Here is a 14,347-nt window from a genome sequence, read left to right as displayed (position 1 = left end):
GCCGGGCTGCGGTGGGTCAGCGGGCGGTCAGTCTCCACAGGTGGTCGGCCGTGCCGTTGTCGGACCACTGGAGGACCTGCGCACCGGAGGCCGTGCTCATCTGGTCCACTCCGAGCAGGCGGCCGCTGTTGTAGTTGGCGATCTTGTAGTAGCCGTCGCGGGCGGGGATGAGCTGCCACAGGTGGTCGGCGGTGCCGTTGTCACCCCAGATCAGGGCGGTGCCGCCGTCCGCGGTCCCGGCGTTGGTGATGCCGAGCAGCAACCCGCTCTTCTGGTTGACGATCTTGTAGAGACCCGAACCGGCGGCCACCAGGGTCCAGTTCTGGTCCGTGCCGGTGGTGGACGTGGCCTGGACGACCGAAGTGCCCTGGGCGGTGCCCGCGTTGAGGGTGGCCAGCGCGAGTCCGCTGTTCCTGTTGGTGATCTGGTAGCGCCCGGCCAGCGAGGTGCTGGTGCCGCTCGGGGTGATCACCAGGTGGTAGCCGTCGGTGGCGTTCATCGTGACCGGCACCGTGACGGAGCCGTTGCTGACGGTGTAGTCGGCGTCGGAGACGGTGATCGGGCCGGGGGACGCGGTGGTGCGGCCGGTGCCGGGGCTGTACTCCAGCTTGACGTGGACGGTGCTGCCGAAGGCGGACAGGGAGTTCAGGCCGTTGACCGTCACGGCGCAGGAGCCGGTGCATCCGCCGGCGATCACGCTGATCTGGTTGCCCGCGCCGTTGCGCGAGGCGAGGCCGTCGATGCCGGTCTGGGCGGGCGGCGTGGTGACCAGCATGCTGCCGGACATGTCGCCGTACCACTTGTACGTCCAGTACGAGCCGTTGGGCGATCCGCCGGTGTCGGTGAGGGTGTCGCCGAGGGTGCCGTAGTGGTTCCAGAAGGCGAGCTCGGCGTCCCGCACACCGGTCCGCTCGAACTTGGCCGCGTAACCGATGAGGGCACCGGAGTCGCCCATCTCGGCGGGCGTCCCGTACTCCTCGATGTCGATCGGGCGCGGGCTGATGCCGAGGCTCGACTCCAGCGCGCGGTACGCGGAGACGTGCGCGGCGATGTTCTGGCTGCCCTGGAGCTCGTGCCAGGCGATGACGTCCGGGACCGTGCCGGAGGCCTTCGCGTCGGTGAGGAAGGAACTCATCCACGACTGGTTCCACGCCGAGTAACTCGGGCCCTGGATCGGCGTCGTGGCGTCCTTGGCGCGGACCTGCTTGAAGGTGCGCGCCCAACCGGCGTTGAAGGCGCCCGCGTTGGCGGTGTCCCAGGTCCAGTCGGGTTCGTTCCACAGCTCGTAGGCGCTGATGTTGGTGGCGCCGGATGCCTTGACGGCGGTCACCTGCTTGTCGACGGCGGACAGCCAGTCGCTCCAGCTCACCCACCTGTAGGGGAAGTTCGGGTACCAGTCCGGCATCCGGACGACGACCTTGGCGCCCGCGCGGGCCGCCTTCGCCGCCACCACGAGGGCGTCGCCGGCGGGCCTGGGTTCGCCGTTGGGGAGCTGGCTGCCGCCGGGTGCCATCTGGACGAAGGTGTTCGGCTTCAGCGCCTGGACCAGGCTGTCGGCAGGTGTGCTGTTGTCGGCCAGGCCGTAGAGGCTGCCGGTGGCGACGTGGGTGACGGGTCGCAGGGTCTGTGCCGCGTTGACCACGAGGGTGGTGGAGGAGGTGGGAACGGCCTCGGCGGATCCGCCCGTCAGGAGGGCGGCGGTGGCGGCGAGGGCGGTGGCCATGACGGCGGCGGTGCCGCGGCCCAGCGGGAATCTGCGGCGGTGACGGGAGCTCAGGTACGACATCAGCGGCTCTCCTGAGGACGGGGGGGGTGACATACCGGGTGGCGCGGAACGCCGGAGGGGGCGGGTGGTTCGGGGTCCGTCGGACGGGTGGCGCGGGGGTGACGGTCCCGTGACGGGGTGGGGGCCGGGGCGGGGACCGGCCCCGCCCGGTTGGTGGGCCGGGGGCGGCGGGCACGGTGGTTCAGTCCTTGACCGCGCCCGCGGTCACACCGGCGGCGACGTAGCGCTGGGCGAGGACGAGCAGCACCGCGGCGGGCAGCGACGCGACGACGGCGGTGGCCATGATCGCGTTCCATTCCTGGTTGTTGTTGCCGATGTAGTGGTAGATGCCGAGGGTGATCGGCCGCAACTCGCCTCCGCTGTCGAGGGTGTTGGCGAAGACGAAGTCGGACCAGGCCCACAGGAAGCTGAAGAGCGAGACCGTGACGAGCGCGTTGCGGCTGACCGGGAGCACGACGGACCGGAAGGTGCGCCAGGTGCCGGCCCCGTCGATGCGGGCGGCGGCGATCAGCTCGCCGGGGATGCCCGACATGAACGCGGTGAAGATCATGACGCCGAAGGGCACCGCGATGGTGGAGTCGGCGACGATCAGGCCCCACCAGGAGTTCAGCAGTCCGAGGTCGAGGAAGATGCCGTAGAAGCCCATCGCCATGACGATGCCGGGAACCATCTGGGCGACCAGCAGGGCGAGGCCGAGGAAGCCGCCGCCCGGCGGGCGGAGCTTGGCCAGTGCGAAGCCGGCCGGGGCAGCGAGAAGGAGGGTGAGGACGACCGTGCCCAGACCGATGAGCAGGCTGGTGCCGAGGTAGGGCATCTGGTCGTCGAGGACGGCGCGGTAGCCCTCGAAGGTGGGGCGCAGGGGCAGCAGGTCGGGCGGGCTCTTGCGCATGTCCTGCTGCGGGGTCAGGGACACGTTGAGCATCCAGTAGACCGGGAACAGCATCACGGCGGTGAGCAGGAGGCCGATGACGGTGTAACGGCGTTTTCCGGTACGGGACTTCATGCTTCCTGCCTCCTCTGGACCCGGATGTAGAGCAGTCCGAAGACGAGGGCGATGAGGATGAGGATGTTGCCGACGGCGGCTCCGGGGCCGAACTTCGGCAGCAGGGACCCGAAGCCGAGCTGGTAGGACCAGGTCGCCAGGGTGGAGGAGGCGTCACCGGGGCCGCCCTTGGTCATGATCCAGATCAGGTCGAACACCTTGAGGGTGTAGACCAGGCCCAGCAGCAGGGTGATCGCGGAGACCGGGCGCAGCAGCGGGAAGGTGATCCGCCGGAACTGCTGCCAGGCGTTCGCCCCGTCCAGGGCGGCCGCCTCGTAGAGCTCGCCGGGGATGTTCTGCAAGCCGCTGTGGAGGATGACCAGGTTGAACGGGATGCCGATCCAGATGTTGGCGATGATGACCGAGGTCAGGGCCCAGTGCGGGGAGTTGAGCCAGTCGACGGGGGCCACGCCGACCGTGTGCAGGGCGTAGTTGAGGACACCGGACTCGCTGTTGAGCATCCACGACCAGGTCGACGCGGACACGATCAGCGGCAGCAGCCAGGGGATCAGGAACAGCGCCCTGAGGGTGGCGGCCAGCCGGAAGTGCCGGTTGAAGAAGACCGCGAGGGCCAGCCCTGCGGCGTACTGGAAGACGATCGACACGAAGGTGAAGATCATGGTGTGGCGTATGGCCGGGCCGAACGTGGGGTCGTCCAGGACGGTCCTGAAGTTGTCCAGCCCGGAGAACGGCGCGTCGCCCGCGACGAACGAACGGACCGTGTAGTCACGCAGGCTCAGGTCGAGGTTGCGGTACAGGGGATAGACGTAGAACGCGGCGAGGTAGAGGGCCAGCGGCGCGAGGAACGCCAGTGCGGTCAGCCGGCTCGTGCGGCGCCGGTGCGGCTTCGGTGCGGGGCCGTCGGCCGGGGCTGCGGTGCCGGCGTCCCGGGGCCTGGCCGGGGACCGCGGGGCGCGGCGGTCGACGCGGGCGATGGTCATGGCGGACTCCTGGAGGGGGTGGCCCGCCCGGGACCGGCGGCGGTGTCCGGGCGGTTGCGGGTGCCGTGCGGCGGCCGGGGCGGGGCCCGGAAGGTGCCGCGAGGGCGTCGGGTGGTCAGCTCCTGCCCTTGTCCGCGGCCTTCTGGGCGGCGTCGAGGGCGGCCTGCGGGCTCTGGCCTCCGGACAGGGCGCTCTGCACGGCCGTCCACATCGGCTGCGAGATGACCGGGTACTCGGTGCCCAGACCGCCGCTGGTGCGACCGCGTGCCGCGGCCACCGCGTCCACCCACGGCTTCAGTTCGGGGTTCGCCTTGACCTGCTCGGTCTGCACCGCCGCGGTGGGAGCGACGTAGGCCAGGGTGGTGTCCGTGGCCAGCAGGTTGGCGGAGCTGGTGAGACAGGTGACGATCTTCTTGGTGACGTCGTAGCGTCCGCTGTCCTTCTGGACCGGGACGGTGACGAACTCGCCGCCGGTCGGCACCGGCGCCGCCCCGCCGCTCCGGCCGGGGATGCTGATGACGCCGTACTCGAAACCGGCCTTGTCGGCGTTGCCGAGCTGCCAGGTGCCGTTCTCGCCGAACGCGTAGTCGCCGGTGGCGAACTCCTGCCAGCTCGTGGTCTGGGTGTTCTGCAGGACGTCCTTGGGGGCCAGTCCGTCGTCCACCCAGCCCTTCCACAGGGACAGCGCGGCCACGCCCTTGGCCGAGTCGAGCTCGGTCAGGTCACCCCCGGCGCCCCAGAACCAGGGCAGGAACTGGAAGCTCCCCTCCTCGGTGTTGATCGCGGAGAAGGTGATGCCCTTCTTGCCGGCCGCCCTGACCTTCTTCAGCGCGGCCGTGAGGGAGTTCCAGTCCTTGACCGAGGCCGGGTCGACACCCGCCGCGGTGAGGACCTTCTTGTTGTAGTAGAGAGCGAGGGTGTTGGCGCCGATGGGAACGCCGTAGGAGGCGCCGTCGATCTCTCCCGCGCCGAGGATGTTCTTCTGGATGGACGTGGTGTCCAGGCCGAGATCGGCGGTCTTGTTGAGGATGCCCGCCTCCACGAGCGTGGAGACGACCGGGTTGTCCACAAGCATCACGTCGGGGGCGTTGCCCTGCTGGGCGGCGAGCAGGGCCTTGTTGCCCAGGTCCGTGGTGTCCATGGCGGTGCGCTTGACCTGGACGCCGGCGTCGGTGCCGCACTTGCTGACGAGCTTGCCCCACGGCGAGGTGGCGTCGAACTGCGGGTACGGGTCCCAGAAGGTGTACGTCCCGCCGCCACTGCCGGAACCGGAGGAGGAGGAGTCGGAACCACCGCCGCAGGCGGCGACGGAGACGAGCGCACCGGCGGTGGCGACGGCGGCTATCAGGGTGCGACGGGGGTTTCTCACGGCGACCTCGTTGTCTTGGGGCGGCTCGAAGGGAGGAGTGGGGCGCGGGGGGACGTGGCGGAACGTGGGGCGTGTGGTGGGCCCGGGTGCGGAGCCGGGCTGGACGGGTGGCTCACTGGGTGGGCAGCCAGACGCGCATGCTGCCGTCCTGGCGGTTGGCCCACGCGTAGTAGGGCACGGCGGTGAGTTCGACGGGGTCGTGCTCGGTCGCGGAAGGCCGGGCGTCGGCCGGGGTGTAGGGCCACCAGCCGGCCTCGGGGCGGGGGCGGCGGTACCCGGAGCCCGTCACCGTGGTCACGCCGCCCAGCCTGTCGGGGCGGTGCACGTCGGTGAGCGGGCCGGCCGGGTCGAGGACGATGTCGTCGAGGCCGCCACCGGGATGGTCGACCCCTTCCAGGCAGTACACGAGCGGTCCGCGCTCGATGGCGACGCAGCCGCGGACGGCGTCCACCCGAGGGTCTGCGGCGGTGAGGCGGGGCGCCAGCGCGAGTTCGAGGACGACCCGGTCGCCCGGTGCCCAGGTCCGCTCGATGCGCAGCCAGCCGTCGGTGGCGGGGGCGTCCGTCCCGTCGTACGCCGCGTCCCCGTACCTGATCCGGTACTCGCGGCACCACTGCGGGATGCGCAGCGAGAGGGTCCAGGGCCGGTCGGCCGGGGTCTCCTCGACGGTGAAGGCGAGCGTGCCCTGCCACGGGTAGTCGGTCTCGCAGCGGACAGTGACGCCGTCGGCGGTGTAGCGGCCGGTGACGTACTGGTGGATCTGGAGGCCGCTGCCGTCCCCGGAGGCGAGGTAGTGCTCCAGGGAGGCCAGCAGCCGCATGGCGTTGGGCGGGCAGCAGGCGCACTTGAACCAACGGGTGCGGCGGGCCGACTGGTCGCCGCCGGGGTCGGTGTGGCCGTCGCGGACCTGGAGCGGGTTGACGTACAGCCAGCGCTCGCCGTCCAGCGAGACCCCGGCCAGGAAGCCGTTGAACAGGGTGCGTTCGATCAGGTCGGAGTAGCGGGCCTCGCCGGTGAGCAGGGCCATGCGCCAGCTCCACTGGACCGAGGCGATGGCGGCGCAGGTCTCGCAGTAGGCGCGCTCGTTGGGCAGCTCGTACGGGTCGCCGAAGTCCTCCTCGTCGTGGTGGGCGCCGAGGCCGCCGGTGATGTGGGTCTTGGCGGCGGTCATCGCGGCCCACAACCGCTCCGTGACGGCGCGCAGTTCGGTGTCACCGTTCTCCGTCGCCAGGTCGGTCGCGGCCGCCAGCAGGTACAACTGGCGTACGGCGTGTCCCTCGACGTCGGTGGCCTCGCGCAGCGGGACACGGTCCTGGCAGTACGCCTCGCCGCCCAGCAGACCGTGGCCGAAGCGGTCGACGAAGTAGCCGGCGAGCTCCAGGTAGCGCCGCTCCCCCGTCTCCCGGTAGAGCTCCACCAGGGCGGTCTCGACCTCCGGGTGGCCGTCGACGCCGTCGACCGGCTTGCCGCTCTCGGGCGGGCCGAAGACCGAGTCGATGTGGTCGGCGAACTTCACCGCCACGTCCAGGAGTTCACGGCGTCCGGTGACCCGGTGGTGGGCGACGGCGGCCTGGATGAGGTGTCCCGCGCAGTACAGCTCGTGGCCCCAGCGCAGGTCCTGGTAGCGCTCGCCGCCCTTGAGGAGCTGGAACCAGGTGTTCAGGTATCCGTCGGGCTGCTGCGCGGCCGCGACGAGGGAGACGATGCGCTCCACGTCGGCCGCGAGCGGGCCCTCGTCCTCGGACGGCTCCTGGGCGAGCTGCCAGGACGCGGCCTCCAGCCACTTGTAGACGTCGGAGTCCACGAACGGGTACGCGCCCTGGAACGGGCCCTCGATGAGGCCGGCCGCCACCCGCAGGTTGTCCAGGTTTCCCGCCGACTCCAGCAGCCCGGGACCCTGGGGGATGGAGGTCCGCCCGTTCACCCGGCGCCGGGTGCTCCAGAAACCGCCCCGCACCTCGGCGGCGGCAGGGACGAGCGCCGCCTTGGCGGCCGGGCCCGGGCGGACCGGGCCCGACGCGACGGCCGGCCGGCCGGGCAGGGCCGGCGACACGGAGGAGGGCACGGCGGAACGGGGGTCGGGCATGGCTCTCCGAACGGTTGGATGGGGAGCGGGCCGGGGATACGGTGCACTGTCGGTGCCCCGGTGACCGCGGCGTCGGTGAGACGGTGGACCGCCTCTCGAACCCGCTTTGGGAAAACGTTTTTCTGCCCGGAAAAGTAGAGAGCCGGTGCGCACGAGTCAAGAGGTACGCCGCGGTATTTCTTTCCCCTAGCGGGGACTGGCCGACGACGGGGAATGGTGCCAGGATGTTGCAGACTCACACCCATCAGGAAAAGGATTGCGCGTGACCGCTGCTCCGGGTTCTCCCTCCACCGGACGGGCAAAACTCGCCGATGTGGCCAGGCTGGCCGGCGTCAGCGTCGGAACGGCCTCGAAGGCGCTCAACGGCAACGGCAGGATGCGGCCCGAGACACGGCAACGGGTCCTGGCCGCCGTGGAGGAGCTCGACTTCCGCCCGAACCAGCACGCGCAGAGCCTGCACACCGGCCGCAGCTGGACCGTCGGACTGATGACGACCGACGGCATCGGCCGGTTCAGCACCCCCGTCCTCCTCGGTGCCGAGGACGCGCTCGGCGCCGGGAAGATCTCCGTGCTGCTGTGCGACACACGCGGCGACGCCATCCGCGAGCAGCACCATCTGCGCAACCTCATGGACCGGCGGGTGGACGGCATCATCGTGACCGGCCGCCGCACCGACCCCAGGCCGCCCCTGAAGGGCATCGAGCCGATCCCGACGGTCTACGCGCTCTCGCCGTCCACGGACCCGGACGACATCTCCGTGGTCTCGGACGACCGCAGCGGAGCCAAGCTGGCCGTCGACCACCTGCTGGCGACCGGGCGCACCAGGATCGCGCACGTCACCGGCCCGGCACATCACGCGGCCGCCCAGGACCGTGCCCGGCACACCGTCGAGCTGCTCGAACGCTCCTCGCTCGAACTCGCCACCGGACGCGTCCACTTCGGCGAGTGGAGCGAGGCGTGGGGGCGCCGCGCGGCGGAGGCGGTCCTGCGCATCGCCCCGGACACGGACGCCTTCTTCTGCGGCAACGACCAGATCGCCCGGGGCGTCGCCGACACCCTGCGCGAGAACGGCGTGGACGTCCCGGGCAGGGTCGCGATCGTGGGCTACGACAACTGGGACATCATGGCCCTGGCCTGCCGGCCCCCGCTCACCACGATCGACACCGACCTCTCCGAGATCGGCCGCCAGGCCGCCCTGCGGCTGCTGGACGCCATCGGGGCCCGGCCCGAGCCCGGCCGGCACACCGTCCCGTGCCGGCTCGTGGTGCGCGAGTCGTCCTGAGGCACTGCCGCGCGGTCCCACCGCCCGCGCGTTGGGAAACCCTTTTCTCGCAGGCGGTGCACGGGAGGAGCCGCGACGTGCGCGTTCGGCCGTCCCCGCAGCTCCCGCTTGCACGCCTCGCTCCGCCGCGGCCCCCATTCCTCCGCGCCCCACTCCTCCGCTGCTCACTCCGCCCGCGAGCGTGCCCCGGGCGTCATGACCCAGCGGATCGTGTGGGTGAGCAGGAGACCGGAGGGCTGTATCGCGAGCCCCTCCACCACCGGGAGCCGGGGCAGGTGCAGCACCCTCCGTGCCCACGGCGGCAGCAGTGCGACCGCGTTCGCCGCGAGGACGCCGTAGAACGGCCGCGCGGCCAGCGGCACGGGTGGGTGCAGCAGCAGGAACCGGGCGGCGGCCCGGGCGTCCGGGGTGGCCCGCAGCTCCGGCAGGTACGTGGCCAGACACCCGGCCAGGGCCTCGCGGTCGCGCGGCGGATCGACCACGCCCAGCGCCTCGGCGACCCGTGCGGTGTCGGCCACGTAGTCGTCGTAGCCCGCCGCGTCGAGCGGCCGGGCTCCGTAGCGTTCGTGCGCGCGCAGGAAGCTGTCGGTCTCGGCCGCGTGCACCCAGCCCAGCAGGTGCGGGTCCGCGGCGTGGTACGCGAGTCCGTCGGCCGTCGTCCCGCGCACCCGCTCGTGGATGCCGCGCACCCGCGCGACGGCCTCCTCGGCGTCGGACGCGGTGCCGTACGTCGTGACGGCCAGGAAGGTGCTGGTGCGCTGCAACCGTCCCCACGGGTCACCGCGGAACCCGGAGTGCGCGGACACGGCGGCCATGGCGAGCGGATGCAGGGACTGGAGCAGGAGAGCGCTCAGCCCGCCGATGAACATCGACGCGTCACCGTGGACCGTGCGGATGGGACGCTCCGGACCGAACCACCGGGGGCCCGGAGTGTCGTGGATCCGGGCACGGTTGGCCGGGCCGTCCGGGCCCGCCACGCGCCGGAACACGGCCCTGCCCAGTCGATCACGGAGGTCAGTCATCAGCGCGCGCCTCCTTCCCGGCCCCTGGTGAGCACGCTGCTCACCATTCTTCGTCAGCGGTGGTGCGTACGGATGCGGGCCGGGGTCCGCAGTTCTCCACTGTCGCCTCCGGGCGGCCCGCACAGCACTCGCGCGGACAGCCCGGAGACGCGGAGGCGTGGAGATGCTGAGGCGTGGAGGCGCGGAGGCCTCACTGCTGCCCGTCTCAGTGGCTCCGCCCCCGGAGCTTGCCGAGCAGTTGGCGCGCCTGCGCCCGGCGTCGCGGATCGGCCGAGGCACGGCGCACCTGCTCCGCGGCACGCCGGCCCTGCGGGCTCCTGCTGAACTGCTTGATCTTCTCCAACATGCCAGGCATGACTGTCCTTCCGAGAGATCGACGACAACTCCTGTACGACCAGGCCTTCGTACAGACGCGGCTACCCCGGGCCGGCCGTCCCACCCCTCGGGAGAGAGGTCAGGACGCCGCGTCGGCGCCGCTCCTTCCCGCCACGGCTTCGGCGTGACCGCCGGCCGCAGGACGTGGATCTCGGCCGTGCTGCCGGTGGGGACGCCAGACCTGTCCCGACGGGCCTGACAGCGGCGACACGGGGCAGCACTACCGCATGAAGTCGCAACCGCGTTTCACCCTGGCCGCGACCACCCTTGACGCACCGGACGCGCGTGAGCTCGCGCGGTTCTACCGCGGTCTGCTCGGGTGGCGGACGCGGAAGGAGGAACCGGGCTGGGTCGAGATCGTGTCGCCCGACGGCACGGCCGCGCTGTCCTTCCAGACAGAGCCGCTCTTCCAACGCCCGCAATGGCCCACCCGCGACTCCGGGCAGCAGATGATGATGCATCTGGACATCGAGGTGAACGACCTGTCATCAGCTGTCGATCACGCTCTCGCCCTGGGAGCGAGCATGGCGGACTTCCAGCCCCAGGACGATGTACGAGTCTTGCGCGACCCGGTGGGACACCCGTTCTGCCTGTTCGTGCGGACGGGTTCCGGTCCGGGGGCCTGACACCCTTACCCGGGTGTGCCCGGGTACTGGTCGGCGTGCAGAACGAAGAACAGGAAGCACAAGAAGCGGGGCTTGGCCGCGATGGCTTCGGGGAACAGTTCGCGGGCGGCTGTATCAGGCTCCGGCTCGCTGATGACCGTGATACGGAAACCGGCTCCGGTGAACGCCTCGGTCATCGCGTGCAGCGGCCTGTGCCAGAAACTCATCAGCGCGCTCCGTCCGCCCATGGTCCACTCTTCGGTCCAGTTGGTGGTGTCGAAGTAGTTGTACTCGCCCTCGCGGCCGGCCTGGCGGTGCATGAGGTTGATGGCGAAGGGATGGTCGACAGAGGCGATCAGTCGCCCGCCGGGCTTGAGGACCCGTCGCAGCTCGGCCAGCGGCGGTCCCCAGTCCTCCAGGTAGTGCAGCACCAGGGAGGCCACCACGTCGTCGAACGTGTCATCCGGGTAAGGGAGCGGACCGCCCAGGTCCGCCACTTGCAGGTCAGCGCCCTCGCCGAGCCTCCGCCGGGCCAGCTCCACCATCCCGGCACTCGTGTCGAAACCGCTCACGACGGCACCACGCTCGCGCAACGCCTCGAACAGCGGCCCAGACCCGCAGCCGGCGTCCAGGACGCGCCGCCCGGCCACGTCTCCGGCGAGGTCCAGCATCGCGGGCCGTTCGTAGTGTGCGTTGATCAGGTTGGTTTCGTTCTCGGCCGTGTAGGCCTCGGCGAAGCTGTCGTAGTCGTTGACCTTCGACGGATGCCCGGTCACCGCGGCCGGCGAGTCGAGCCCGGCGGATCTCACGTGCTCTGGATGCTCGTTGGAGATCATGGTGCGGGAGACGCGCGCCGCGTCGGTTCGGTTCCTGGCTGATCCCGAGCGCCTTCGCCGCCCCGCTGATCCAACGCGCACGGTCAGCCGATGCAACCCTGGAGGTCGGCGACGGTGTCGAGGGATCCGCGTCCTCTTTTCTGGGAGAACGTTGTCGCACTCCAGGGCTACGTCGGCGGCGCGGGCCTTCACTACTGGAAGGAGTGCCCCCGTCGGCGCCATTCCTCCGCGAGCAGTTCGTACGAACGGACCCGGTCCGTGTGGTCGTGGGTGATCGTCGTGATGAGCAGCTCGTCCGCGCCCGTGGCCTCCTGCAGTTGTTCCAGTTGGTCGGCGACCCGGCCCGGCGAGCCTACGAACTGAGTGTCGAGGCGGTCCTGGACCAGGGCCCGGTCCTCGTCGGTCCATGCGTGGGCACGCGCTTCCTCCGGCGTCGGGAACTCGATGGCGCCCTCGGCGGTACGGATGCTGCGCACCCACGGGCCGTAGCCGGTGGCGAGTTCCCGGGCCGTTGCGTCGTCCTCGGCGACGACGACGTCCGCCGAGACGCTGACGTACGGCTTTTCGAGGAACTCGGAGGGCTGGAAGAAGGACCGGTAGCCCTCCACCGCCTCCAGGACCGTGGCCGGGCTGACGTGATAGTTGGCCGCGAACCGCAGACCATTGCCGCCCGCCACCTCGGCGCTCTGACCCCCGCTGCTGCCCAGGATCCACACCTCCACGTCGGCGCCCTCCCCTGGCACGACGTGCGCTTCGACGCCCTCCGCGGAGCGGTAGGTGCCGGCCAGCAGGGCGAGGATGTCGTCGATCTGCTCGGCGTAGTCCTGTGACTCGGCGCCCGGCAGCAGGAGCAGCCTGCGCTGCAGCGCGATGCGGGGTGAGCCGAGCAGATGCTCGAAGGAGAAGCGGGGTGGGATCAGCAGGCCGTTCGGGGTGCGGCCGTCGACGACGGGGGTCGCCGTCGGCAACGGTGCGGCCGGCTGCCCCGGCGGGCGGCCGCCCGAGCGGCCCAGGCCCAGATCGAAGCGGCCCGGGTGCAGTGCGTCGAGCAGGCCGAACTCCTCCACCGTGGACAGCGCTGTGCGGTGCCCGAGCTGCACGGCCCCGGAGCCGAGCCGGATGGTGGAGGTGGCGGATGCGGTCAGCGCCAGGACGACGGCGGGGGAGGTTCCGGCCACGCCGGGATTGAGGTGATGCTCAGCGAACCAGTAGCGGGCATATCCGAGGCGTTCGGCCTGCTGCGCGAGGTCGATGGAGTTGCGCAGGGCGTCGGCTGCCGTCGATCCGGAGGAGACCGGGACCAGGTCGAGGACGCCGAGGGAGATGTCAGACACGGACGGACTCCTGGGTGATCGGTGATGCCGGAAGCACGGGGCCCCAGGCGAACGGCGGATCGGGGATCTCGCGGCGCAGCACGGGGGCGACCTTGGACTGGAACAGCTCGAGGGAGGCGCGGTGCCGGGACTCGGGCAGCCCACCCGCGTCGGCGTGCAGGTGGACGACCGTGTGGCCGAACTGCTCGTGGTAGCGGTGCACCTTGTCGACGACCTGTTGGGGGCTGCCGATCAGCGCCGAGCTGCGCTCGACGAAGTCCTCCAGGGTCTCGAAGACCACCGGCAGGCCGGCCTTCTTGAAGAAGGCCAGGTTGGCCTCGAAGATCGGCCGGTACGCGGCGAGCGCCTCCTGCGAGGTGGGGGCGACATGGATGCCCGCGGTGCCGGCGCCGACGGCGATCTGCGCCGGGTCGTGGCCGTAGAACTCCCAGCGCTCGCGGTAGTGGCGGATCAACTCGGCGTACGGCTCTATGGGGTTGGTGACGTTGGCGGAGAACAGCGGGTCGCCGTAGCGGGCGGCGAGTTCGACCGACTCCTTGCTGGTGGCGCTGCCGTGCCAGACCCGGACCGGCTGTTGGTACGGCCGCGGCCACACCTCGGCGTCGGTCAACGGAGGACGGAAGCGGGTGTCGGCGGTGACCTTGTCCTGGCGCCAGATCTTCCGGAAGACCTCGTAGCTCTCGGCGTTGCGGTCCCACTGGTCCTCGGGCGTGACGTTGAACAGGTCGCGTTGGGCGGCGCCGTTGCCCTTGCCGATGATCAGGTCGAGGCGGCCGCCCGAGAGATGGTCGAGGGTGGCGTAGTCCTCGTACGCGCGGACCGGGTCCAGCAGGCTGAGCGTGGTCACGGCCGTGAACAGGCGGATCCGCTTGGTCAGGGCCGCCACATGGCTCAGTACGACGGTCGGGGACGAGGAGATGAACGGCCGCTCGTGCCGCTCCCCTACGCCGAAGCCGTCGAAGCCCAGCTCCTCGGCGAGCAGGGCGTTGTCGAGGACCTCGCGGAACCTGCCATGTGTGGACTTCCGCACCCCGGTGACCGGGTCCGGGCGGTGCACGATAAGGGTGATCGCGAGGAACTTCACGACGCCGCCCCTTCGTCGGACGCCTTGTCCGGGTGGGCGAGGCCGAGGTGGTCGCGGAGCGTCGGGCCCTCGTAGTCGGTGCGGAAGACACCCTGTCCCTCCAGCACGGGGCTCTTCGACAGCAGGGCCAGGGCGAGCACGAAGCCGCCGATCAGGCCCAACACCGCGCTGGAGAAGGGCTTGGAGACCAGTCCGTGCACGAACTGGGTGACCAGGACCAGCACTACCGCGGTGGCGATCCAGCGTCCGGGGCTCCGCTGCGGCACAACTCGCTGGGCAGTGAGGGCTTTCGTTGGTTGGTCGGCGGTCGGCGTCTCGGGGAGGGTGACGGTGTCGCCAGGGGGTTCACTCATGGTGGGCTCCGGCTGGGTGGGTACATCCCCGGAAGCGCGGCGACATGAAGGGACGCACACGACGACGAGGTACCGGGGAGCAGGGAGGACAACGGCACACCGCACGGGCGGTGTTCGTCAGGGAGTACTGGGCTGCGGGGAAGTGTCAGCCCCGACAGCGGGCACAGCCCGGTGCGCTACACAGTGCGCTGTTCACGCGGAGCAGATCGACGGCATGATCGGCGACGAACAG

12 protein-coding genes and 1 pseudogene are annotated in these 14,347 nt (G+C 70.9%); 2 read left to right on the top strand and 11 right to left on the bottom strand.

What is annotated here, in order from left to right; all coding sequences use genetic code 11:
• Nucleotides 1-16: 16 nt before the first annotated feature.
• From ACIQJT_RS04450 to ACIQJT_RS04430, 5 genes are all read right to left on the bottom strand, one after another.
• On the bottom strand, nucleotides 17-1,786 hold the full coding sequence (locus ACIQJT_RS04450) for an RICIN domain-containing protein (protein WP_365462509.1): 1,770 nt from the start codon (nucleotides 1,784-1,786) through the stop codon (nucleotides 17-19).
• A 181-nt stretch (nucleotides 1,787-1,967) separates the two neighbouring features.
• Nucleotides 1,968-2,789 carry a carbohydrate ABC transporter permease gene (locus ACIQJT_RS04445; RefSeq protein ID WP_365462507.1) on the bottom strand — a complete coding sequence of 274 codons (822 nt, stop codon included), beginning with the start codon at nucleotides 2,787-2,789 and terminating at the stop codon, nucleotides 1,968-1,970.
• Nucleotides 2,786-3,769, bottom strand: a complete 984-nt coding sequence (locus ACIQJT_RS04440) for a sugar ABC transporter permease (RefSeq protein WP_365462505.1) — start codon at nucleotides 3,767-3,769, stop codon at nucleotides 2,786-2,788. Before ACIQJT_RS04440 ends, ACIQJT_RS04445 begins: the two co-directional genes overlap by 4 nt.
• A gap of 115 nt (nucleotides 3,770-3,884) precedes the next feature.
• Complete coding sequence (locus ACIQJT_RS04435; protein ID WP_402639744.1) at nucleotides 3,885-5,138, bottom strand: extracellular solute-binding protein; 1,254 nt, start codon at nucleotides 5,136-5,138, stop codon at nucleotides 3,885-3,887.
• Nucleotides 5,139-5,250: 112 nt separating this feature from the next.
• Nucleotides 5,251-7,224, bottom strand: coding sequence for a glycoside hydrolase family 127 protein (locus ACIQJT_RS04430; protein WP_402639742.1), 1,974 nt, complete (start codon nucleotides 7,222-7,224; stop codon nucleotides 5,251-5,253).
• Nucleotides 7,225-7,486: 262 nt separating this feature from the next.
• Between ACIQJT_RS04430 and ACIQJT_RS04425 the strand changes: the two genes are divergently transcribed.
• Entirely contained in the window at nucleotides 7,487-8,506 is a 1,020-nt protein-coding gene (locus ACIQJT_RS04425; protein WP_365462499.1) for a LacI family DNA-binding transcriptional regulator, read from the top strand.
• A 164-nt stretch (nucleotides 8,507-8,670) separates the two neighbouring features.
• Here the strand turns inward: ACIQJT_RS04425 and ACIQJT_RS04420 are convergent, their stop codons facing one another.
• Nucleotides 8,671-9,528 (bottom strand): oxygenase MpaB family protein, encoded by an 858-nt coding sequence (locus tag ACIQJT_RS04420; RefSeq protein ID WP_402639739.1) that lies wholly within the window; start codon nucleotides 9,526-9,528, stop codon nucleotides 8,671-8,673.
• Nucleotides 9,529-9,733: 205 nt separating this feature from the next.
• Nucleotides 9,734-9,883, bottom strand: coding sequence for a hypothetical protein (locus ACIQJT_RS04415; protein WP_185806283.1), 150 nt, complete (start codon nucleotides 9,881-9,883; stop codon nucleotides 9,734-9,736).
• 247 nt (nucleotides 9,884-10,130) lie between these two features.
• Here ACIQJT_RS04415 and ACIQJT_RS04410 point away from each other — a divergent pair, with 247 nt between their 5' ends.
• Entirely contained in the window at nucleotides 10,131-10,529 is a 399-nt protein-coding gene (locus ACIQJT_RS04410; RefSeq protein ID WP_402639737.1) for a VOC family protein, read from the top strand.
• A gap of 5 nt (nucleotides 10,530-10,534) precedes the next feature.
• Here ACIQJT_RS04410 and ACIQJT_RS04405 read toward each other — a convergent pair whose 3' ends face one another.
• The 4 genes and pseudogenes from ACIQJT_RS04405 to ACIQJT_RS04390 form a co-directional block, all read right to left on the bottom strand.
• Complete coding sequence (locus tag ACIQJT_RS04405) at nucleotides 10,535-11,344, bottom strand: class I SAM-dependent methyltransferase (RefSeq protein ID WP_402639735.1); 810 nt, start codon at nucleotides 11,342-11,344, stop codon at nucleotides 10,535-10,537.
• 191 nt (nucleotides 11,345-11,535) lie between these two features.
• Nucleotides 11,536-12,678: an LLM class flavin-dependent oxidoreductase gene (locus ACIQJT_RS04400; protein WP_402639733.1), complete on the bottom strand. Its 1,143-nt coding sequence runs from the start codon at nucleotides 12,676-12,678 to the stop codon at nucleotides 11,536-11,538.
• Nucleotides 12,671-13,762 (bottom strand): LLM class flavin-dependent oxidoreductase, encoded by a 1,092-nt coding sequence (locus tag ACIQJT_RS04395; protein ID WP_402639731.1) that lies wholly within the window; start codon nucleotides 13,760-13,762, stop codon nucleotides 12,671-12,673. The genes ACIQJT_RS04400 and ACIQJT_RS04395 overlap by 8 nt, the downstream gene beginning before the upstream one ends.
• A gap of 101 nt (nucleotides 13,763-13,863) precedes the next feature.
• Nucleotides 13,864-14,115 (bottom strand): annotated as a pseudogene (locus tag ACIQJT_RS04390) (amino acid ABC transporter permease); the annotation flags it as partial.
• Nucleotides 14,116-14,347 lie beyond the last annotated feature (232 nt).

The sequence above is a fragment of the Streptomyces sp. NPDC091972 genome, assembly GCF_044756385.1.
In the GTDB taxonomy this organism is placed as follows: Bacteria; Actinomycetota; Actinomycetes; order Streptomycetales; family Streptomycetaceae; genus Streptomyces.
This window is presented reverse-complemented; position numbering and strand designations above follow the sequence as displayed.

Bases quoted from the DNA above. Each gene is read 5' to 3' on its own strand.
- ACIQJT_RS04410 (WP_402639737.1), top strand. From the start codon at position 10,131: ATGAAGTCGCAACCGCGTTTCACCCTGGCCGCGACCACCCTTGACGCA.
- ACIQJT_RS04430 (WP_402639742.1), bottom strand. From the start codon at position 7,224: ATGCCCGACCCCCGTTCCGCCGTGCCCTCCTCCGTGTCGCCGGCCCTG.
- ACIQJT_RS04440 (WP_365462505.1), bottom strand. From the start codon at position 3,769: ATGACCATCGCCCGCGTCGACCGCCGCGCCCCGCGGTCCCCGGCCAGG.
- ACIQJT_RS04405 (WP_402639735.1), bottom strand. From the start codon at position 11,344: ATGATCTCCAACGAGCATCCAGAGCACGTGAGATCCGCCGGGCTCGAC.
- ACIQJT_RS04450 (WP_365462509.1), bottom strand. From the start codon at position 1,786: ATGTCGTACCTGAGCTCCCGTCACCGCCGCAGATTCCCGCTGGGCCGC.
- ACIQJT_RS04420 (WP_402639739.1), bottom strand. From the start codon at position 9,528: ATGACTGACCTCCGTGATCGACTGGGCAGGGCCGTGTTCCGGCGCGTG.
- ACIQJT_RS04445 (WP_365462507.1), bottom strand. From the start codon at position 2,789: ATGAAGTCCCGTACCGGAAAACGCCGTTACACCGTCATCGGCCTCCTG.
- ACIQJT_RS04415 (WP_185806283.1), bottom strand. From the start codon at position 9,883: ATGCCTGGCATGTTGGAGAAGATCAAGCAGTTCAGCAGGAGCCCGCAG.